Source organism: Nocardia sp. NPDC051981, from assembly GCF_040680715.1.
Classification (GTDB): domain Bacteria; phylum Actinomycetota; class Actinomycetes; order Mycobacteriales; family Mycobacteriaceae; genus Nocardia.
On the sequence record NZ_JBFAXK010000004.1, the window covers coordinates 1 to 19,466 of the forward strand.

Consider the following 19,466-nt stretch of genomic DNA (forward strand, 5'->3'; position numbering starts at 1 on the left):
CCCCGCTGTCCTCGAGGCGTCCGGTCCGCCCGGATCTCGAACTCCATCGCAACCCCTCACGATCGAAGGTGTTGCGACGATCCCTAGAACCTGCCGGAACGGCGGGGGCGCGTCGTCGTATTCAGCCGATCGCGAAGCGGTTCCGCCGCGTCAGCAGGGCGCCTTGCCCATGGCCAGGATGGTGCAGCCGGTGTTCTCCGACAGCTGCCAGCCCGCGTCGGTGTGCTGCCAGCTCATCGGCACGCCGGGCATGGTGCCGTGCGGGGAGACGATGGCGACCGACGCATTGGCGGTGTCGCCGTCGGCCTGCACGCCCGAGACCGTCCAGCCGATGCTGCCGTAGTTGGCCAGGCCCCGGTTCATCGTCTCGATGTTCGAGGTGCGCGCACCGCCGTTGACCATCAGGTTCGCCTTGTCGACGGCCGGTACGGCCGGGTCGGTGAAGCGGGTCAGCGTCGACTGCAACTCGTCGGCGGAGGGCGCGGGGGTGTCGGCGCCGGCGAGGCCCGCACCCGAGGTGAGGGCGACGGCGGCCGCGGCGACGGCCAGGGACAGGCGAGCGGAACGAGCGAGCATGAACGAACGGGCCTTTCGGGACTCGAGGGGGTGGGTGGTTACTGGCAGGCCGCGCGGGCCATGCCGAGGATGGTGCAGGCGCCGGCGTCGGAGAGCTTCCACGCGCCGTCGCTGTACTGGAAGGTCATCGGGACGTCGGGCATGGTGCCGTGCGGCGAGGTCACCGACACCTTCGCGTCGGCCTTGGCCCCGTCCTGCTTGATCTCGCCGACGGTGAACCCGACCTGGTAATGCGCCAGTCCCTGGTTCATGGTGTCGATATTTCCGAGACGTTTGTCGCCGTCGACGACTAGTTTGGCCTTGTCGGCAGCCGGCTTCGCCGGGTCGGCGAAGGCCGTGAGCACGCCCTGCAGGGCGTCCGCGGTCGGCGCGGGCGCGGCGGCGGTGGCCGACACCGTGGTGGTCGAGGACGAAGAACCCTTGTCGTCGGAGCCGCAGCCGGTCACAGTTGCCGTAACGGCCGCGAAGGCCGCGACGGTAGCCACGGAAACACGAAGCGTCCGCGTGACGTTGCGCATACCAGGAGTACGACTGGTGGGAAGGAGCATCAACGGCGCCTTTCGGCTCGGTGCGGCGATTTAACTCGCCGGAAACAGGTTAGGGCAGGCTAACATGCCCGTCCGGCCTGCACGCCGCAGCCTAGATGTGATCACGACGAAACCATGTCGGAAAGCGGGAACGGTTAGAGCCCGGTAGCGTTGATAGACCGGGACTGGGAGGAGCAGCATCATGAGCCCCATCGAACATTCGGATTCGGCCGCCTGGAGGGAACTCGAGGCAGTACGCGCCGAGGCCGCTGCACTCCGGAGGCAACTCGCCGACACGCCGGATCGCACACGGGAATTGGAAGCGCGCGTCGATTCGCTGACGATTCGCAATACCAAACTGATGGACACCTTGAAGGAAGCGCGCCAGCAACTGGTCGCTCTCCGTGAGGAAGTGGACCGCCTCGGCCAGCCACCCTCGGGCTACGGCGTCCTCATCGGCGTGTACGACGATCAGACGGTCGATGTGTTCACTTCCGGGCGCAAGATGCGGCTGACGTGTTCGCCGAATATCGACACCACCACCCTCCACTACGGGCAGACCGTGCGTCTCAACGAGGCGCTGACCGTGGTCGAGGCGGGCGGTTTCGACTCCATCGGTGAGATCGGCACGCTGCGTGAGATTCTCGACGACGGGCGCCGCGCGCTGGTCGTCGGGCATGCCGACGAGGAGCGGGTGGTCTGGTTGTCCGGGCCGCTGACCGCCCTGGTCGACGTGGACGACCTCGAGGATCCGGATCGTCCGATTCGCAAACTGCGGCCGGGTGATTCGCTGCTGGTCGACACCAAGGCCGGATTCGCCTTCGAGCGGATCCCCAAGGCCGAGGTCGAGGACCTGGTGCTCGAAGAGGTGCCGGATGTCGACTACGAGGACATCGGCGGTCTCTCGCGCCAGATCGAGCAGATCCGCGACGCGGTCGAATTGCCGTTCCTGCACAAGGATCTGTTCCGCGAGTACGCGCTGCGCCCGCCTAAGGGCGTGCTGCTCTACGGTCCGCCCGGATGCGGTAAGACGTTGATCGCCAAGGCCGTTGCCAACTCGCTCGCCAAGAAGATCGCCGAGGCGCGCGGTGAGGACGCCAAGGAAGCCAAGTCGTTCTTCCTGAACATCAAGGGCCCCGAGCTGCTCAACAAGTTCGTGGGTGAGACCGAGCGCCACATCCGGATCATCTTCCAGCGGGCCCGCGAGAAGGCGTCCGAGGGCACCCCGGTGATCGTGTTCTTCGACGAGATGGACTCGATCTTCCGCACCCGCGGTTCGGGTGTCTCCTCCGATGTGGAGACGACCGTTGTGCCGCAGCTGCTCTCGGAGATCGACGGCGTCGAGGGCCTGGAGAACGTGATCGTGATCGGCGCCTCCAACCGTGAGGACATGATCGATCCCGCGATCCTGCGGCCCGGCCGCCTGGACGTGAAGATCAAGATCGAGCGCCCGGACGCCGAAGCCGCGCAGGACATCTTCTCCAAGTACCTGACGGAGACGCTGCCGCTGCACAGCGAGGATCTGCAGGAGTTCGACGGCGATCGCGGCAAGTGCGTGCAGGCCACCATCGAACGCGTGGTGGACCGCATGTACGCCGAGTCCGAGGACAACCGCTTCCTGGAGGTCACCTACGCCAACGGTGACAAGGAGGTCCTGTACTTCAAGGACTTCAACTCCGGCGCCATGATCCAGAACATCGTGGACCGGGCCAAGAAGTACGCCATCAAGTCCGTCCTGGAAACCGGCAATCCGGGTCTGCGTATCCAGCATCTCTACGATTCGATCGTGGACGAGTTCTCCGAGAACGAGGACCTGCCCAACACCACGAATCCCGATGACTGGGCCCGCATCTCGGGTAAGAAGGGTGAGCGCATCGTCTACATCCGCACCTTGGTGACGGGGAAGAACGCCAGCGCCAGCCGCGCCATCGACACCGAGTCGAACACCGGCCAGTACCTGTAAGCCGGAAAAGCCAAGGGGCTCGCATCCTTTCGGATGCGAGCCCCTTCGCACGCGTGGAGGCCGGTGCGGGTCAGCTGATCCCGGGGATGAAGCCGGGGTAGACCCAGTGCGAGACACCGCCACCTGGAGCGCCGGAGCCGCTCACGTTCGGGAAGTTGAACGGCAGCCGCTTCAGTGCGTGCGGGTTGCCGTCCGCGTCGGCCTGGACGCAGTTGGTGGTGACACCGTGGAAGCCGGAGCAGACGATGCGGGTCGAGGTGCCGTACGGCGAGGTGAGGCGGGCACGGTTGACCAGCGGGTTCCAGAAGTCGGGGTCGCCGGGGGTGAGGAAGTCATGGGTCTCGAAAACGTAGATGGGGCTGCGGTCCTGCTGGACCGGCCAGTCGTCGGCGGCCGCCGAGCCGGTCCCGAGGCCGAGGACGGCACCGGTGAGGGCGGCCGCGGTGGCCAGGCCGGTGACGCTACGGGTGATCGTGTTCATGTACCCCTCCATGGAACGTCGATTGACAGTGCGCATCGATGAGAGCATCGGTTCGTGCCGGGCGACTGTAACGGACGGCATGGTCGCGGTGGAGGCAATCGCACGCCGGGACCGTGATCACCGAGTGCCGCGCAGCCGCCGATCCTCGGTCCAGTCGACGATGAGCCGGCGCTGCCGGAACCGCCACGCGCCGCCCTCGCGGGTGAAGGTGTCGTCGTAGCGGATGTGCATGACGAAGACCCGGGAGCCGTCGGCGTCGTCGTAGACATGGGAAGCGGTGCAATAGGTTTCGCCCCGCACCTCGTCACCGGAGAAGTCCAGCAGCTGGTTGGCGATCACGTGCCGGGTGATGCGGTAGCGGTCGAGGGGCCGCATGGCCGCTTCGATCCGGGCGCGTCCCCGCACCGTCGTCGTGGGCTGCTCGCCACCCCACTCGATGACCAATGTGCCGTCCGCGGTGAAGAGTTCGGCGATCGCGGCATCGCGGCGGCGGTCGGCGTGGGAGGCGTAGCGCTCGGTCAGTTCGCGCAGGGCGAGTCGGGTTTCCAGCTGGTCCATGGGGTCTCCTCGATACGACGGGGTCGAGATCGTTCCTACTGGTCCGGGGCAGGCGTGACCCGTGATTGCCCACTGGATGGGATTCGGTGTCAGGCCCGCCGGACCCGGCGGTAGGTCGGCACGGCCACCGCGGCGGTGGCGAGATGCCGTGCCACCTCGGGGATTACGGGGTCGGCCAGGGCGGCGACGGTGAGGCGAAGGTGGTCGATGTGGGGGTGGTCGGTCACCTCGAACGGGCCGCCCGGGGCCGCTTTGATGCCGGCGGCGGCGAGGGAGATCATGGCGGCGTTCTCGTCCGCGACGGGGAACCAGAGATTGATTCCGTCGCCGCGGGGGAGACGGATGTCGTGGTGCGACAGGGATTTTCGCAGGGCGTCGGCGCGTGCGCGATAGATGTCGCGGGCCGTGGTGACGGTGGTGCGGGCGGCGTCGTCGGTGAGCATGTGCAGGAGCACCCGCTGGAGCAGCCGGCTGGTCCAGCCGGGTCCCAGCATGCGCCGTTCGAGGAGTGGGTCGAGCAGGTCGGCGGGGCCGCCGACGGCGGCCAGGCGCAGGTCCGCGCCGTGGGATTTGGAGTAGGAGCGAATGTGCACGGTGCGGGTCGGCAGGCGGGCCGCGAGGGAGCGCAGCGGCGCGTGGGTGATGCCCGAACTGTGGTCGTCCTCGACGATGACCGGCGTGCCGCCCGCGACGACCGCGGCATCGGCCAGCACGTCGGCCAGTTCGCGCACCCGCCGGGCCGACAGCGAGGCGCCGGTGGGGTTCTGAGCGCGCGGCTGGAGCAGCACGAGGGCCGGGGAGCGGGCCGCCAGGGCGGCGGCCAGCCGATCCGGACGCATACCGGATTCGTCGAGATCGATCGGAACCGGACGCGCCCCGAGCCGGGCCAGCAGGTCCAGAAACGGCGGGAAGCACGGGTTCTCGACCGCCACCGCGTCACCCAGCCGGACGTGGGCGGCGAGCAGGCGGTCGACGGCGTCGAGCGCGCCGTCGAGGATGGTGAACCGTTCGGCGCGGGCCGGCCAGTCCGCGCGAACGGCGGCCTCGAGCTCGGGGAGCACGGCCTCGCCGAGGTAGGTGGCCGACAGGTCGTCGATGCGGCCGTCGTCGCCGAGACCGCGCAATGCGGCGGTGAGGTCGGGGAGCAGCGCCGGATCGGGGGTGCCGCGTGAGAGGTCGATGCGGAAGACGCTGTCGGAGTGGGGGTGGAGGCGTTGATAGCGTCCGGCGGCGGGCGTGCGCGGGGCGTGCGGCACGTCCTGGACGAAGGTACCCGCCCGGCCGCGCGCCACGATCGCCCCGGCGGCCGCCAGCGCCCGCCATGCCTGATTGACCGTCACGGGGGAGACCTTCAGCTCCCGGGCCACCTCGCGCACGGTGGGCAGCCGGGTGCCGGGTGCCAGCGCGCCGGAACGGATCCGCTGGCCGATTCCGGCCGCGATCCCGGCCGCGGTGCGGTCGTGTGCGGCGGCGGCGAGATCGGCGGCGGATTCGGCGGTCACAGACTCAGTGTGCGAGCGGGACTGGGGTGGCTCCGACGGGTGTGCCGGAGGTTTTACGGTCACGAAATCGTTTCCTTCATCTTGTAACACAAGCGAATTCGTTTCAGGTGCAGTATCACAAACTATGGCGATTGTTCGAGCGGCGCTGGTGCAGACGAGCTGGACCGGCGACAAAGAGTCAATGATCAAAGCGCACGAGGACTACGCGCGGCAGGCTGCTGCGGCGGGGGCCAAGGTGATCTGCTTCCAGGAGCTGTTCTACGGGCCGTACTTCTGCCAGGTCCAGGACACCAAGTTCTACGACTACGCCGAATCGGTGCCGGGCCCCACCGTGGAGCGGTTCGCGGCGCTGGCCCGCGAGCTCGGCCTGGTGATGGTGCTGCCCGTCTACGAGCAGGAGCAGCCGGGACTGCTGTACAACACGGCGGCGGTCGTGGACGCCGACGGGACCTACCTCGGTAAGTACCGCAAACACCATATTCCGCAGGTCCACGGGTTCTGGGAGAAGTTCTACTTCCGCCCCGGCAATCTGGGCTGGCCGGTCTTCGACACCGCCGTCGGCAGAGTCGGGGTCTACATCTGCTACGACCGGCACTTCCCCGAGGGCTGGCGAGCGCTGGGCCTGGCCGGAGCGGAGATCGTGTTCAATCCCTCGGCTACCTCGCGCGGACTGTCGAGCTACCTGTGGAGGCTGGAGCAGCCCGCCTCGGCGGTGGCCAACGAGTACTTCATCGGGGCCATCAACCGGGTGGGCATCGAGGAGTACGGCGACGACGACTTCTACGGCACCAGCTACTTCGTCGACCCCGAGGGACAGTTCGTGGGTGAGGTCGCCTCCGACACCGCCCCCGAGCTGGTGGTCCGCGACCTGGACATGGAACTGATCAATGTGGTGCGCGACCGCTGGGCCTTCTATCGGGATCGGCGTCCGGATGCCTACGGAAAGCTGGTGGAGCCGTGAGCACGACGTTCATCCACGGCGGAATCGTGGTGTCCGCCACCGGATCCCAGTCTCTCGACGTCCTCATCGACGGCGAGACCATCGCCGCGGTGGTGCAGCCTGGATCCACCGCGCTCGGCGCCGACCTGGCCGCCACCGCCGACACCGTCATCGACGCCACCGGCAAGTATGTGATCCCCGGCGGCGTCGACGGCCACACCCACATGCAGCTGCCGTTCGGCGGCACCGAGGCGTCGGACACCTTCGAGACCGGCACCCGCGCCGCCGCGTGGGGCGGTACCACCACCATCGTCGACTTCGCGGTGCAGAAGCCGGGCGAGCGGGTCCAGGACAGCCTGGCGCTGTGGCACGAGAAGGCGGCCGGAAACTGCGCCGTCGACTACGGGTTCCATCAGATCGTCGGCTCGGTGGACGCCGAATCCCTCAAGGGCATGAGCGAATTGGTGTCCGAGGGTGTCACCAGCTTCAAGCTGTTCATGGCCTACCCGGGCGTGTTCTACTCCGACGACGGCCAGATCCTGCGCGCCATGCAGACCGCGGGCGAGCTCGGCGCCCTGCTCATGATGCACGCCGAGAACGGGATCGCCATCGATGTGCTGGTGGAACAGGCGCTTTCGCGGGGTGAGACCGCGCCGTACTACCACGGCCTCACGCGCCCGTGGCAGATGGAGGCGGAGGCCACCCACCGCGCGATCATGCTGGCGCAGTTGACGGGCGCCCCGCTCTACGTCGTCCACGTCTCCGCCAAGCAGGCCCTGGAACAGATCGCGCAGGCACGGGGCAAGGGCCAGAACGTCTTCGGCGAGACGTGTCCGCAGTACCTGTACCTCTCGCTCGAGGAGAACCTGGGCGCACCGGGTTTCGAGGGCGCGAAATGGGTGTGCTCGACACCGCTGCGGGCCCGTGCCGAAGGTCATCAGGACGAGCTGTGGCGCTACATCCGCACCGGCGACGTCAGCACCGTGGCCACCGACCACTGCCCCTTCTGCATGAAGGATCAGAAGGAGCTCGGCCTCGGCGATTTCAGCAAGATTCCCAACGGGATCGGCGGCATCGAGCACCGCGTGGACCTGATGTTCCAGGGCGTGAAGGACGGCCGCATCTCCCTCGAGAAATGGGTGGAGGTGTGCTGCACCGTCCCGGCCCGCATGTTCGGGCTCTACCCGCGCAAGGGCGTCATCAGCCCCGGCGCGGACGCGGACGTGGTGATCTACGACCCCCACGGGCACACCAGCATCGGCCTGGGCAAGACCCACCACATGAACATGGACCATTCGGCCTACGAGGGCTTCGAGATCGACGGGCACGTGGACACCGTGCTCTCGCGCGGCCGGGTGATCGTCGACGCGGGGCAGTACCTGGGCAGTGCCGGCCACGGCCGGTACGTCAAACGCGGCCTGTCCCAGAACCTCATCTGACGAACCCGAGCTACGAGGGGAGAGTGCCGCATGGACATCGGTGTGGTGCTGCAGTGCACGCCGCCCGCGTCGCGGGTGGTGGAACTGGCGAGAATCGCTGAGACACACGGGTTCTCGCATGTGTGGACCTTCGATTCGCACCTGCTGTGGCAGGAGCCCTACGTCATCTACAGCCAGATTCTCGCCGCGACCCGCAAGGTCATGGTGGGCCCGATGGTGACCAACCCGTCCACTCGTGACTGGACCGTCACCGCCTCCACCTTCGCCACCCTCAACGACATGTTCGGCAACCGCACCATCTGCGGTATCGGCCGCGGCGATTCGGCCGTCCGCACCCTGGGCGGGCGGCCCGCCACCCTGGCGACCCTGCGCGAATCCATCGACGTCATCAGGGAATTGGGCAACGGCCGCAGCGCGCACTTCGGCGACACCACCGTCCGCTTCCCGTGGGCGCGGGACTCCCGGCTGCCGGTGTGGGTCGCCGGATACGGTCCGCGCGCCCTGGATCTCACCGGCGAGGTGGCCGACGGGTTCATTCTCCAGCTCGCCGACCCGGACATCACCGCCTGGACCATCGCCCGCGTCCGGGCCGCCACCGAACGCGCGGGCCGAGACCCGGGGGAGGTGACCATCTGCGTGGCGGCACCCGCCTACATCACCGACGGCACCGTCGGATCGCTGAAACACGCACGCGAGCAATGCCGCTGGTTCGGCGGCATGGTCGGCAACCACGTCGCGGACATCGTCGCCCGCTACGGCTCCGATTCCGAGGTGCCCAAGGCGCTGACCGACTACATCGCCGGGCGGCGCGGCTACGACTACAACGTGCACGGCAGGGCGGGAAACGTGCACGCCGAGTTCGTTCCCGACGACATCGTGGACCGCTTCTGCATTCTCGGCACCCCGGACGAGCACCTGACCCGGCTGCGCGAGCTCGAGGCCCTGGGTGTCGACCAGTTCGCGGTCTACCTGCAACACGACGCCAAGACCTCCACCCTCGAGGCCTACGGCGAAGCCGTCCTGCCACGCCTGGCGCATCCGATCGAGGCGACGGTGACCGGATCGTGAGCGTGACGACGACCGACCTACCGTCCCCGAGCAGTACCGAGCCGAAGGAATTCTCGTTCACCCGCACCACCCTCGCGGGCCGTGGGCGCGGATGGCGGCTGCTGTATCCGATCGTGGCCTTCGCCCTGCTCATCGCGATCTGGGAGCTGGTGAAGGCGCTGGTTCCGGCCAATGGCGTGAGCATCGGGAACCAGCGCGTCCTGCCCCGCACCTCCGACGGCGCGCTGCCGCATTCCTGGGCGGTGCTGACCGTGCTGGGGGAACGGGACGGGAAGACCACCGTCGGCGCGACCCTGTTGCGTACGGCGGGCTTCACGCTCGAACTCGCGCTGCTGGCGCTGGCGCTGGGCACGGTGGTCGGTGTCGCGCTGGCGGTGCTCATGCAGCGGTTCTCGTGGGTCGAGCGCGGGCTGCTGCCGTATGTGATCGTCTCGCAGACCGTTCCGCTGATCGCGCTTGCCCCGCTGGTGGCGGGGTGGGGCGGCAAGATCGTCATCGCGGGCCGGCCGTGGCAGCCGTGGATGAGCATCGTGGTGATCGCGTCCTACCTCGTGTTCTTCCCGGTCGCCATCGGCACGCTGCGCGGATTGCAGTCTCCGGCACGGGCTTCGGTGGAGCTGCTGCACAGCTGCGCGGCGGGATGGTGGGCCACCCTGATACATCTGCGGTTGCCCGCGGCGGTGCCGCACATCCTGCCCGCCCTGCGGCTGGGCGCCGCCGCCGCGGTGATCGGCTGTGTGGTGGCCGAGATCTCGACCGGCACCGCGGGCGGGATCGGCCGCCAGATCATCGTCTTCTCCCAGCAGTCGACCGGCAATGCGGCGCGGTTGTACGCCGCGGTGATCGCGGCGGCCCTGTTGGGGGTGGTGCTCACCGGATTGGTCTCGCTCGCCGAGGTGCTGCTGCGCCGCTATGCCCGGCCCGGCCACACCGCGGGAGCGACCCGGTGACCATCGCTCTACCCGTTCGTTCGTTCGGAGGTACCCCGTGACCGTCGAGACATCCGCGGCCGCACCGGAACCGGCGGTGGCCGCGGCCATACCCGCCGTCGAGTTGCGTGGCGTCGGCAAGATATTCGCCGCCGGCGCGGTGACCGCGCTCGAGGACGTGAGCCTGCGCGTCGCGGCGGGTGAATTCGTTTCCCTGATCGGCCCGTCCGGGTGCGGCAAGTCGACGCTGCTGCGGATCGTGGCCGACCTGGAGCAGCCGAGCTCGGGAACCGTTGTGGTGCACGGGAAGACGGCCAGGCAGGCCCGGCTCGATCAGGAGTACGGCATCGCCTTCCAGCAGGCCGGACTGCTGGATTGGCGGACGGTGCAGGAGAACGTCGAACTGCCGTTGCAGCTGCACGGGGTGCGCAGGGCCGAAAGGCGCTCCCGCAGTGCCGAACTGCTCGAGATCACCGGCCTGACCGAATTCGCGCGGCGCTTCCCGGCCGAGCTGTCCGGCGGCATGCAGCAGCGCGTCGCCATCGCCCGCGCGCTGGCCCGCAAACCACCGCTGCTGCTCATGGACGAGCCGTTCGGCGCGCTCGACGAGATGACCCGCGAGCGCATGCAGGGCGAACTGCTGCGCATCGCCGAAGAGACCGGCGCCGCAGTGGTTTTCGTCACGCACTCGATCCCGGAGGCGGTCTTCCTCTCCGACCGCGTGGTGGTCATGACCCCGCGTCCCGGGCGCATCACCGAGGTGCTGGCCACCGGCGGCCGGGACCGCCACAGCGATGACGAGGTCCGGTCCAGCGAGGAATTCTTCACCGCTGTGGCCGCGGTCCGCGCCGCCCTGCATGAGGGGCACGGCGGCGCAGGCACGCCGAAAAGCGCCGCCGGACGGGACATGCGATGACCCGCGTGCTCCGATCCTGGTTGCCGCCAGTGCTTTTCGGCGTCGCCCTGCTGGTGCTGTGGCAGGTGCTGACCGTCGCGGCGGGCGTCCCGTCGTTCCTGCTGCCCGCGCCCAGCGCCATCGGCCAGGTGTTCGCCGACAATCACCGCGCCATCCTGGAGGCCGCCCTGGCCACCGGGAAGAACGCGCTGGCCGGCCTGCTCGCCGGTGCGGTGCTCGGCATGGCCGCCGCCACGGTGGCCGTGCGCTTCCGGGTGGTCGACGGGGTGCTCGGCGCGCTGGCGGCCGGCGCGGCGGCGGTGCCCATCGTGGCGCTGGCGCCGCTGCTGAACTCCATGTACTCCACCACCACCGACCTGCCGCGCCGGCTGGTGGCCACCATCGTCGTGTTCTTCCCCGTCTTCGTCAGCACCACCCGGGGATTGCGTCAGGTCCCGCGGGTGCACGAAGACCTCATGACCGCCTACGCCGCCACCGGCTGGCAGATCACCCGCACCGTGCGCCTGCCCGCCGCGCTGCCGTACCTGTTCACCGGTCTGCGCATCGCGGCGCCCGGTGCGGTGATCGCGGCGATCATCGCCGAATACTTCGGCGGTCTGCAGCACGGCCTGGGCAGCCGCATCACCTCCGCGGCGGCCAATACCGCCTATCCGCGCGCCTGGGCCTACGTGGTCGCCGCCATGATCCTCGGCCTGGTGTTCCTGGCCGCCGTGTTGCTGCTCGAACAGCTCACCCGCAGACCCCGCACCATCCCTGGGAGATCGAAATGAGAAGTGCCACCCGCAGATTCCGCATCCGGGCCGTGCTGGCCGCCGCCACCCTGGCGGTGGCGGCACTGTCCGGATGCAGCACCACCGACAATTCCCCGACCACCGCCGACGGGCTCACCAAGGTCAAGCTGCAACTGCAATGGTTCAAGCAGGGCCAGTTCGCGGGCTACCTGGCCGCGCAGTCCCAGGGCTACTACAAGGAGCAGGGTCTCGACGTCCAGATCCTCGACGGCGGCACCGATATCGTGCCCCAGACCGTCCTGGCCCAGGGACAGGCCGACTACGCGATCGCCTGGGTGCCCAAGGCCCTGGCCTCCCGGGAGGCCGGTGCGGGCATCACCGATGTCGCCCAGATCTTCCAGCGCTCCGGCACCAAGCAGGTGTCGTTCAAGAGCGCGGGCATCAACGGCCCCGCCGACCTGAAGGGCAAGAAGGTCGGAAACTGGGGCTACGGCAACGAATTCGAACTCTTCGCCGGCATGACCAAGGCGGGCCTGGACCCCGCCAAGGACGTCACCCTGGTCCAGCAGCAGTTCGACATGAACGCCTTCCTCGCCCACGACATCGACGCCGCCCAGGCCATGTCCTACAACGAGTACGCGCAACTGCTCGAGGTGAAGAACCCCGCCACCGGAAAGCTGTACACGGCAGACGATTTCGCCACCATCGACTGGAACGATCAGGGTGTGGCCATGCTCCAGGACGCCATCTGGGCCAACACCGACAAGCTGAAGGACGCCAAGTACGCCGATCAGACGGTGAAGTTCATCGCCGCCTCGCTGAAGGGCTGGGCCTTCTGCCGCGACAACGTGGACAAGTGCCGCGATCTGACCGTGGCCGCCGGGTCGACCCTGGGCGCGAGTCATCAGCAGTGGCAGATCACCGAGGTGAACAAGCTGATCTGGCCGTCTCCGAGCGGAATCGGGATGATCGACCAGGCGGCGTGGGACCGCACCGTCTCGATCGCGAAGACCACCCGTAACCAGGAGGGTAAGACGGTCCTCACCAAGGATCCCGACGCCGCCGCGTACAGCGTCGAGTACGTCACGAAGGCCCTGGACCAGTTGAAGTCCCAGGGTGTCGATGTCACCGGTGGTTCCTACGTCGCACAGCCGGTCACCCTCGCCGAGGGCGGGAAGTAGCGCCTTCCGTCCATTATGTGGCGTAAGTCACAATTTTATCAAACCGATATAAACCCAGGTGGAACACGTTCTACCGTATAGCTCTCGTCGGGTTCGGAAAATGTTTCCCCGGGAAATGGGTTCCCCTCGAATGTGAACCGTGCATGATTCACATGCCCGACATGTCATTTGAAAGATGAGGAGTACCCCGTGTCCGGATCCGCTTCGGATTTCCTGGCTCAGGTTCTGATCAAGACCATCCAGGGTCTGTTCAGCGGCAGTGCCGGCGGCACCACGCCGACCGCCTGAAACCGCTGTAGCACGACGGCCCATCGAATCGCGCGGGATTCGGTGGGCCGTCGGCGTTCGTGGGCTCAGCGCAGCAGGTCCGGGATGAGCACCCGGGTGTCGGGCACGAACGGCCACGCCGGGTTCTCCAGATGCGACCGCAGCTCCTCGTCGGACCACCACCAGCCGTCGGCGATCTCCTCCGGCTGATGCCGGATCGGCCCGTCGTAGCGCAGCTCGTAGGCGAACAGATGGCAGCGCATCGGCCGCCCCGCCCACTCGCCGTCCCAGGACGCGCTCGCCAGCGGCAGCGGCCGATCGTCGTGCGGGCCCAGTTGGATGCCCAGTTCCTCGCCCAGCTCCCGGACCGCCGCGGCGGCCGGTTCCTCGCCCGGATCCAGCACACCGCCCGCCAGGCAGTCGTGCATGCCGGCGAAAACGGCTTTGGTATCGGTCCGCTTGTGCACGTATACCTTCGATCCGTCGCCCGAGCGGACCAGCACGCCCGCACTGGCGTGCCACAGGCCCTCGGCGTACACCACCGCGCGCTCCTGGGCGCCGATCTCACGACCGGCGGCGTCGTACACCGCGATCATCTCCGGCATGGACCGGGCTCTCCTTCCTGCCGCGCCGCGGGACCCGGCGCCCTGCTGTGCACAGTAGCGATGCCGCGCGGGCTCCCGGCTACCGGCGTAGCCTCAGGGGCGCAACCGTTTTCGTCAGGGAGGACGAGATCATGCCGCTGCCGCAGGTACTCGCGAGGATCAATCGGCGGGTCAGCAACCCGGTCCTGGGGGTCGGGGCCCGGGTGGCGCCGTTCTTCGGGATCGTGATCCACCGCGGTCGTCGGTCCGGGCGTGTCTACCGGTCCCCGGTCATGGTCTTCGAGCGCGACGGCGGCTACCGCATCGCCCTGACCTACGGACGGGACGTGGACTGGCTGAAGAACATTCGGGCGGCGGGGACCTTCGAGTTCGAGACCCGCGGGCACACGATGACCCTCACCGATCCGGTGGTCGGCCACGACGCCTCCGCCTCGTGGGCCCCGCCGCTGGTGCGTCAGGTACTGGTGGGCCTGAACGCCGAGGACTATGTCCAGGCCCGGCGCGCCGACTGACACCCGGCAGGCGGCTCGGCACACGTGAGTGGGCGGATCAGCGCACGGTGAGCCGAATGATCACACAACCCTGCTGCCAGCTCTGGTAGGCATCGGCGAGGTTGGGATTGCCCGCCGTGTCGACGCCCATGCCGTTGAACTTGGCCCACTGCTTGTTGTCGCGGGCGATGACCTCCGACAGCCGCACCACCGATTCGGCATCGGTGACCACCTCGGCGTCGGCAGTGTGCCTGGTCCCGCCGAAGGACACCTCGATGGGCACGCCCTTGCGGACATTGCTGACCCACGGATGCTTGGCGGTGCCGACCAGGATGTCGCCGTCGTGGCGGGTGTAGGCGACGGGTACGTCGTAGTGCCTGCCCGATTTGCGGCCCACCACATGCAGCACGCACAGCCGCTTGCCGACCTGGGCGGAGAGCACCGGCACTCGCAGCAGGCCGCGAATGAAGGTATTGAGCAGGTTCTGATAGGACGGGATCGTCTCCGGCCCGGTGGTGGTCGGGGTCCCGTAGGGATTGGTCTCGGGGGTTCGGTCGGTCATGCCGTCCTCCTTCGCTGAAACGCGTTGTGCGGCAGTCACATCGGCATCGAGTATAGATCTCGTGTCGCCGTGTCCGGAATTTGCTGGAAATAAGCTGTAGATTCCGGAGTGTTCGCATCATGACCCGTCGGCGAGGAGTGCGCGTTGACCGATGTGATGAATCGCCCAGCTCGGCCGCTCGGTGCCGGACGGCACGCCAAGGCCGAGGAACGCCCGCCCATGGCGCGGTGGACCGTCGCGGCTGTCGCGGTGCCGGCGGCAGTGGTGCTGCTGTTGTCGGCGAGCCGGTACGGGTATTTCGGGGACGAGCTGTACTTCCTGGCCGCGGGCCGGCGGCCCGCGTTCGGGTACGCCGATCAGGGGCCGGTGCTGCCGCTGCTGGCGTGGCTGATGGACAGCCTCGCGCCCGGATCGTTCTTCGTGCTGCGGCTGCCTTCGGTCGCGTTGACGGTGACCGCGATCGTGCTCTGCGCCATGCTCGCGCGGGAATTCGATGGCGGCCGGTGGGCGCAGCTGCTCGCCGCGATCGGATACGCCAGCTCGCCGTTCTTGCTGTTGCAGGGGACCATGCTCACCACCAATGCCGTCGACACCGCACTGTGGGTGATCATCACCTGGCTGGTGGTGCGCTGGGTGCGGACCCGCGACGACCGCCTGCTGCTGGCCGCCGCCCTGGTCACCGCGCTGGATATGCAGGTGAAGTGGCTGATCCCGTTCTTCTGGATCGCGGTCGCGGCGAGCAGCCTGCTGTGCGGGCCGCGCGAGCTGGTGCGGCGGCCGCTGCTGTGGGTGGGCGGGGCGATCGTGGTGGCCGCCACGGTGCCGGAACTGATCTGGCAGGCCCGGCACTCCTGGCCGCAGCTGAAGATGGGCGGGGTGATCGGATCCGAGCAGGGGATCCTGGGCGGCCGGCTGTTGTTCGTGCCGATGTCGGTGAGCCTGGCGGGATATCTGGGCGCCCTGCTGCTCTTGTGGGGACTGTGGGTGCTGTTGCGCTGGGATGTGCTGCGGCCCTACCGGTTTCTGGGTGTCACCCTGCTGCTGTTGTACGCGGCGTTCCTGATCGCTGGCGGGCGGATCTACTACGCGGCGGGCATGTACGGGGTGCTGATCGCGGCGGGCGCGGTCGGCGTGGTCGGCACGGCCGAGCGGATCGGCCTGGTTTGGCGCCGGGCGCTCACCGTATGCGTGGCCGTATTGGCGCTGGGCGCAACGGTTTTCACGCTCCACTCGGCCCCGTGGCGGCCCGCCGATCAGGTGCATCCGCCCCGTGACGACGCCGAGGCCGCCATCAGTATCGGCGTGTACGGCTCCTTCGGGTGGCATGAGCTCACCGACGAGGTGACCCGCGCCTACCGGGCGCTCACCCCGGCCGAGCGCGCACACGCGGTCATCATCACCGACACCTACTGGCAGGCGAGCGCGCTCGACGAGCTCGGCCGAGACCGGCTACCGCCGCTGTACAGCCCCGGTCGCGGCTTCGGCTACTTCGGCGCCCCGCCCGGCGATGCCACCGTGGTGCTGGCCGTCGGCAGCTCCGAGGCGGTGCTGCGCAGCCAGTTCGGGCACGTCGAACCCGTCGGCAAGGTGGACACCAGGCTGGGCTTCAAGGGCAATACCCAGGACGTCACCATCTGGAAGTGCACGGGCCCGAAGCAGCCGTGGTCACAGGTGTGGCCGAACTGGATGCACCTGTAGCGGCGCGCAGCGGGACGACCGTGGGCGCGGGCCCCTCGCCGAGCGGCAGACCTCGAGTCTGTCAGCGTGTCACGGGGGTCGATCTTCGCGGGCTGGCAGCGGCGTCCGCAAGCCGCGCCCGCCGAATCGGCGCAGCGCCGACCTTGCGCCCTCGGCTGTCCGGTTCAGTGCGTGAACGAGTCCGCCGATCCGAGTGGAACCACCAGCGCCGAAGGAGCTGGATGTGCAGGTCGTCGATGACGCCGGTGACGGCGGCGGTGAGCGCGCTGGTCACCGCCCCGTAGGTGGTGAAGTTGACGACGACCGGGAACTCGCCCGCCGCCCGCTGCCCGGTCGCCGGATCGGTCGGGTAGCGCACCACGGCCTGCAGCTGGGTGCCATCGGAGAGCGGAACGACCTGTCCCAGTTGATAACCCACCCCGTACCGCTCGGGAGTCGGCTGATAGCCGCTCGGAGTCCGAAGTTCACCCGCGTCGGGCACCGCACAGAATACCGGCGCGGCCCCGGCAGGGGTGGTTGGACGTGACGGTCATGGCCAGCACGGAGAAACCGGCCACGGCCCACGGGGCCAGACGGCAGCGAAGCGGCCGGAAGAAGCTACTCAACGATCTACCTCTGCGGATGGTCGGGAGGCCGCGGTCGGGTCCGCCGGATCTCCGGCGTCCCGCACGACCTCATCGTCGGAGTTCAGCAGACCGCACTGCGCCCGCGCGCCGCTACCGGCAATCGCCGAGACCGTGGCACAGGCCATTGTGCATATGTCCAAGCGGCTGTGCATATGTCCAAGCGGCGGGGCCGGTGAATCATGCAGACCCGCAACGAGGATGCGTCGCGGGCCGGTTCGGGGGGATTACGGTGCGAAGCAGGCGATTTCGAGCCGCCGGGCGATGCGGGCGGCCGACAGCGTCATGGCGTCGGTCGGGCGGTGCGGATCCAGGCCCGTCAGTTCGTGCACCCGGGCCAGCCGGTAGGTGACGGTATTGCGGTGGATGGTGAGCAGCCGGGCGGTGGCCAGCTGATTGAAGCCGGTGTCCACGAAGACCTCCAGGGTCTCCGCCAGCAACGGCTGGGAATCCAGCGGCGCGAGCACGGCCGCCAGCCCCGCGCGGGCGGAACCACCTGCGGCGACGGTGTATTCGAACATGAGATCCGGGCGGCGGCAGACCGGCTGGGGGCGGTCCAGGCAGCGGCCGAGCTCGGCCAGCAGGCGAGCCTCGGCAAAGACCGCGGGAACCTCCGCGTGCGACGCGGCGGTGGCGACGCCCACCCAGAACGGTGCGGGCGGGCCCATCCGGGACAGCGGCGCCTCGGGCTGTGGCGTGGGCCGCGCGGGACCGGGCAGGCGGCTGGTCAGTGCGGTCAGTGTGGCGGTGCCGTCGTCGCCGGGTTGCAGCGGCAGCAGCGCGGTCCAGCCACCGCTGTCCAGCCGCAGGAACACACCCGGAATGGACTCGATGCGATGCCGCAGCTCGCCGGTGTCGGCGCTGCGGGTCGTGCCCAGCCGGAACGCCGCGACCAGGAACGCGTCCGGCACCGTGATGGCCGGTTCGTCCGCCCATTCGATCGGGTCGCGGCCGGCGAGCAGCGCGTCGGCGATGGCGCGGCGGCGTTCCAGCAACTCCCAGCGCGGATCGTGCGCGCGCTGCACGCACGCGGTGGCGATGCGGGTGGTGAGCAGCGTGATGTACCGCAGCAGCGACACCGCGGCGTCCTCGAGCAGCTCCCGCTCCAGCTCGGAGGCGGTGTCCTTCAGACGAGACCACAGGTATTCCGCGCCCGTGCTGTAGCGGCCCAGCACTTGCTCGAGGGATTCACCGTCGTGGACCCGGCTCAGCGCGATCTGCACGACCTCCTGGGTGTCCTCCGGCGAGGGCGCGCGGCCGGAGCGCATGAACTCGAAGAACAGATCCACATTCAGGCTGATGCCGCGTTCGAAACCGCCGGCCACCAGAGGTTCGGGCAGGGTGCGGTAGCGCGGCATCGAGGCCGGTGCCTCCGCGCGCGCCACGACCGCGCGCCGGTACAGCTCCTCGAGCGTTCGGTCCCGCAATCGCGCCTGCATCACTCTCCTACTACCCGTACAGCGAGTCGATAGTAGCGGCGTACGTGGTAGCTATCGGTTTGCGTCTGAGTTTCCCGGTGGCCGTGAGGTGATCACTGCCAGGGGTCCACACCTCGGGCAGCACCGCGAACCTCTTGATCTGTTCGACTCGCGAGAGCTTGCTGTTCGCCGCGTCGATGCCCTCCTGCAGGGATTTCAGCACCCGCGGGTGCGCGGCCAGGGCCGGCAGACTCCGATCGGTCAGCTGATGGCGTTCGGCCAAGGCGGCGGCCAGCGGCCGGCCCACCGTGCCGATCTTGATGCGTTCGGGGCGGTCCACGGTCGCGCCCGCGGCGCACTCGGTCATGCCGTAGCCCTCGCACAGCGGCAGGCCCAGGCCCAGGAAGAACTCGTGGGTGCCGCGCGGGATGGGCTCGGAGCCGGTGACGGCGATCCGGATGCGGTCCATGCCCAGCTGTGCGTGAATCCTGGACAGCACTAGGCGATCCGCGAGCCGGGACCGCACGGTGTCGAGCACGCTCCGCGCGCGGCCGTCCGACGCGGCCCGCGCTCACGCCCGGCCGGTGCGGATGGCCCAGCCGATGAGCAGCCGCTACAGCGGGCCGGTCTCGGCGGCGCCCCGTTCCTCCAGTGCCGCTTTGACTTTCACCCACACCCGGGGCACGCCAGGAACACCGTCGGACGCACCTCGGTGAGCGCGCCCGCCACCTGCCGCGGATCCGGGCAGGTGGTGATCTCGCCGCCGGTCAGCATGGACAGGTAGTGCGCGAACCAGTGATTGGCGGCGTGCGCGTCGGGCAGATAGGAGACCACCTTGTCGGCGGGGGAGCCGCCGCCGAATGATTTCGCAAGATGTGGGTAACTCCGGGGGTACGTCCGGAATTCGGCCACAGCCCGACCGCCGGCACGCGTGCAGGACGTTCGACGGCTCTCTGCGGTGCGCTGAAGTCTCGGGGAGGCGGCAGTGCTC

General features: G+C 68.7%; 21 protein-coding genes. 10 read left to right on the forward strand and 11 right to left on the reverse strand.

The window, feature by feature from the left end:
• Window positions 1–150 precede the first annotated feature (150 nt).
• A complete protein-coding gene (locus AB0L60_RS09300; protein WP_364609815.1) occupies window positions 151–576 on the reverse strand; it encodes a hypothetical protein in 426 nt (141 codons plus the stop codon).
• A gap of 38 nt (window positions 577–614) precedes the next feature.
• A complete protein-coding gene (locus AB0L60_RS09305; RefSeq protein ID WP_364609818.1) occupies window positions 615–1,061 on the reverse strand; it encodes a hypothetical protein in 447 nt (148 codons plus the stop codon).
• Between the two features lie 244 nt (window positions 1,062–1,305).
• Here AB0L60_RS09305 and arc point away from each other — a divergent pair, with 244 nt between their 5' ends.
• A complete protein-coding gene (gene arc, locus AB0L60_RS09310) occupies window positions 1,306–3,066 on the forward strand; it encodes a proteasome ATPase (protein ID WP_364609821.1) in 1,761 nt (586 codons plus the stop codon).
• A gap of 70 nt (window positions 3,067–3,136) precedes the next feature.
• Here arc and AB0L60_RS09315 read toward each other — a convergent pair whose 3' ends face one another.
• The 3 genes from AB0L60_RS09315 to AB0L60_RS09325 form a co-directional block, all read right to left on the reverse strand.
• Window positions 3,137–3,547, reverse strand: coding sequence for a hypothetical protein (locus tag AB0L60_RS09315; protein ID WP_364609824.1), 411 nt, complete (start codon window positions 3,545–3,547; stop codon window positions 3,137–3,139).
• 117 nt (window positions 3,548–3,664) lie between these two features.
• Window positions 3,665–4,105 carry a nuclear transport factor 2 family protein gene (locus tag AB0L60_RS09320; protein WP_364609827.1) on the reverse strand — a complete coding sequence of 147 codons (441 nt, stop codon included), beginning with the start codon at window positions 4,103–4,105 and terminating at the stop codon, window positions 3,665–3,667.
• Window positions 4,106–4,194: 89 nt separating this feature from the next.
• Window positions 4,195–5,607, reverse strand: coding sequence for an aminotransferase class I/II-fold pyridoxal phosphate-dependent enzyme (locus AB0L60_RS09325; protein ID WP_364609830.1), 1,413 nt, complete (start codon window positions 5,605–5,607; stop codon window positions 4,195–4,197).
• Between the two features lie 124 nt (window positions 5,608–5,731).
• Between AB0L60_RS09325 and AB0L60_RS09330 the strand changes: the two genes are divergently transcribed.
• The 7 genes from AB0L60_RS09330 to AB0L60_RS09360 are packed head-to-tail and all read left to right on the forward strand — an operon-like array spanning window position 5,732 to window position 12,811.
• Window positions 5,732–6,568, forward strand: coding sequence for a nitrilase-related carbon-nitrogen hydrolase (locus tag AB0L60_RS09330; protein ID WP_364609833.1), 837 nt, complete (start codon window positions 5,732–5,734; stop codon window positions 6,566–6,568).
• Entirely contained in the window at window positions 6,565–7,986 is a 1,422-nt protein-coding gene (hydA, locus tag AB0L60_RS09335; RefSeq protein ID WP_364609836.1) for a dihydropyrimidinase, read from the forward strand. The genes AB0L60_RS09330 and hydA overlap by 4 nt, the downstream gene beginning before the upstream one ends.
• 30 nt (window positions 7,987–8,016) lie before the next feature.
• Window positions 8,017–9,054, forward strand: a complete 1,038-nt coding sequence (locus tag AB0L60_RS09340) for a TIGR03842 family LLM class F420-dependent oxidoreductase (protein WP_364609839.1) — start codon at window positions 8,017–8,019, stop codon at window positions 9,052–9,054.
• On the forward strand, window positions 9,051–10,004 hold the full coding sequence (locus AB0L60_RS09345) for an ABC transporter permease subunit (protein ID WP_364609842.1): 954 nt from the start codon (window positions 9,051–9,053) through the stop codon (window positions 10,002–10,004). Before AB0L60_RS09340 ends, AB0L60_RS09345 begins: the two co-directional genes overlap by 4 nt.
• A 37-nt stretch (window positions 10,005–10,041) precedes the next feature.
• The gene (locus tag AB0L60_RS09350) at window positions 10,042–10,899 is read left to right on the forward strand and encodes an ABC transporter ATP-binding protein (protein ID WP_364609845.1); all 858 of its coding nucleotides are present in this window, start codon (window positions 10,042–10,044) and stop codon (window positions 10,897–10,899) included.
• Window positions 10,896–11,669 (forward strand): ABC transporter permease subunit, encoded by a 774-nt coding sequence (locus AB0L60_RS09355; protein WP_364609848.1) that lies wholly within the window; start codon window positions 10,896–10,898, stop codon window positions 11,667–11,669. Before AB0L60_RS09350 ends, AB0L60_RS09355 begins: the two co-directional genes overlap by 4 nt.
• Complete coding sequence (locus AB0L60_RS09360; RefSeq protein ID WP_364609851.1) at window positions 11,666–12,811, forward strand: ABC transporter substrate-binding protein; 1,146 nt, start codon at window positions 11,666–11,668, stop codon at window positions 12,809–12,811. The genes AB0L60_RS09355 and AB0L60_RS09360 overlap by 4 nt, the downstream gene beginning before the upstream one ends.
• Before the next feature lie 353 nt (window positions 12,812–13,164).
• Here the strand turns inward: AB0L60_RS09360 and AB0L60_RS09365 are convergent, their stop codons facing one another.
• On the reverse strand, window positions 13,165–13,683 hold the full coding sequence (locus tag AB0L60_RS09365) for an NUDIX domain-containing protein (protein ID WP_364609854.1): 519 nt from the start codon (window positions 13,681–13,683) through the stop codon (window positions 13,165–13,167).
• A 131-nt stretch (window positions 13,684–13,814) separates the two neighbouring features.
• Between AB0L60_RS09365 and AB0L60_RS09370 the strand changes: the two genes are divergently transcribed.
• Window positions 13,815–14,195 (forward strand): nitroreductase family deazaflavin-dependent oxidoreductase, encoded by a 381-nt coding sequence (locus AB0L60_RS09370; RefSeq protein ID WP_364609857.1) that lies wholly within the window; start codon window positions 13,815–13,817, stop codon window positions 14,193–14,195.
• A gap of 37 nt (window positions 14,196–14,232) precedes the next feature.
• On the opposite strand, the gene AB0L60_RS09375 is transcribed toward AB0L60_RS09370, so the two are convergent.
• Window positions 14,233–14,736 (reverse strand): nitroreductase family deazaflavin-dependent oxidoreductase, encoded by a 504-nt coding sequence (locus AB0L60_RS09375; RefSeq protein WP_364609860.1) that lies wholly within the window; start codon window positions 14,734–14,736, stop codon window positions 14,233–14,235.
• 153 nt (window positions 14,737–14,889) lie between these two features.
• Here AB0L60_RS09375 and AB0L60_RS09380 point away from each other — a divergent pair, with 153 nt between their 5' ends.
• Window positions 14,890–16,434 carry a glycosyltransferase family 39 protein gene (locus tag AB0L60_RS09380; protein ID WP_364610846.1) on the forward strand — a complete coding sequence of 515 codons (1,545 nt, stop codon included), beginning with the start codon at window positions 14,890–14,892 and terminating at the stop codon, window positions 16,432–16,434.
• 61 nt (window positions 16,435–16,495) lie between these two features.
• Here the strand turns inward: AB0L60_RS09380 and AB0L60_RS09385 are convergent, their stop codons facing one another.
• The 4 genes from AB0L60_RS09385 to AB0L60_RS09400 all read right to left on the reverse strand — a co-directional run bounded on the left by AB0L60_RS09385 (window position 16,496) and on the right by AB0L60_RS09400 (window position 19,387).
• Window positions 16,496–16,915 (reverse strand): hypothetical protein, encoded by a 420-nt coding sequence (locus tag AB0L60_RS09385; RefSeq protein ID WP_364609863.1) that lies wholly within the window; start codon window positions 16,913–16,915, stop codon window positions 16,496–16,498.
• Between the two features lie 369 nt (window positions 16,916–17,284).
• On the reverse strand, window positions 17,285–18,496 hold the full coding sequence (locus AB0L60_RS09390; protein ID WP_364609866.1) for a helix-turn-helix domain-containing protein: 1,212 nt from the start codon (window positions 18,494–18,496) through the stop codon (window positions 17,285–17,287).
• A 10-nt stretch (window positions 18,497–18,506) separates the two neighbouring features.
• A complete protein-coding gene (locus AB0L60_RS09395) occupies window positions 18,507–18,974 on the reverse strand; it encodes an AMP-binding protein (RefSeq protein ID WP_364609869.1) in 468 nt (155 codons plus the stop codon).
• Window positions 18,975–19,141: 167 nt separating this feature from the next.
• Window positions 19,142–19,387, reverse strand: coding sequence for a hypothetical protein (locus AB0L60_RS09400; protein ID WP_364609872.1), 246 nt, complete (start codon window positions 19,385–19,387; stop codon window positions 19,142–19,144).
• Window positions 19,388–19,466: the final 79 nt, after the last annotated feature.

Bases quoted from the DNA above. Each gene is read 5' to 3' on its own strand.
- AB0L60_RS09370 (WP_364609857.1), top strand. From the start codon at position 13,815: ATGCCGCTGCCGCAGGTACTCGCGAGGATCAATCGGCGGGTCAGCAAC.
- arc (WP_364609821.1), top strand. From the start codon at position 1,306: ATGAGCCCCATCGAACATTCGGATTCGGCCGCCTGGAGGGAACTCGAG.
- AB0L60_RS09365 (WP_364609854.1), bottom strand. From the start codon at position 13,683: ATGCCGGAGATGATCGCGGTGTACGACGCCGCCGGTCGTGAGATCGGC.
- AB0L60_RS09355 (WP_364609848.1), top strand. From the start codon at position 10,896: ATGACCCGCGTGCTCCGATCCTGGTTGCCGCCAGTGCTTTTCGGCGTC.
- AB0L60_RS09340 (WP_364609839.1), top strand. From the start codon at position 8,017: ATGGACATCGGTGTGGTGCTGCAGTGCACGCCGCCCGCGTCGCGGGTG.
- AB0L60_RS09375 (WP_364609860.1), bottom strand. From the start codon at position 14,736: ATGACCGACCGAACCCCCGAGACCAATCCCTACGGGACCCCGACCACC.
- AB0L60_RS09330 (WP_364609833.1), top strand. From the start codon at position 5,732: ATGGCGATTGTTCGAGCGGCGCTGGTGCAGACGAGCTGGACCGGCGAC.
- AB0L60_RS09315 (WP_364609824.1), bottom strand. From the start codon at position 3,547: ATGAACACGATCACCCGTAGCGTCACCGGCCTGGCCACCGCGGCCGCC.
- AB0L60_RS09390 (WP_364609866.1), bottom strand. From the start codon at position 18,496: ATGCAGGCGCGATTGCGGGACCGAACGCTCGAGGAGCTGTACCGGCGC.
- AB0L60_RS09300 (WP_364609815.1), bottom strand. From the start codon at position 576: ATGCTCGCTCGTTCCGCTCGCCTGTCCCTGGCCGTCGCCGCGGCCGCC.
- AB0L60_RS09320 (WP_364609827.1), bottom strand. From the start codon at position 4,105: ATGGACCAGCTGGAAACCCGACTCGCCCTGCGCGAACTGACCGAGCGC.
- AB0L60_RS09360 (WP_364609851.1), top strand. From the start codon at position 11,666: ATGAGAAGTGCCACCCGCAGATTCCGCATCCGGGCCGTGCTGGCCGCC.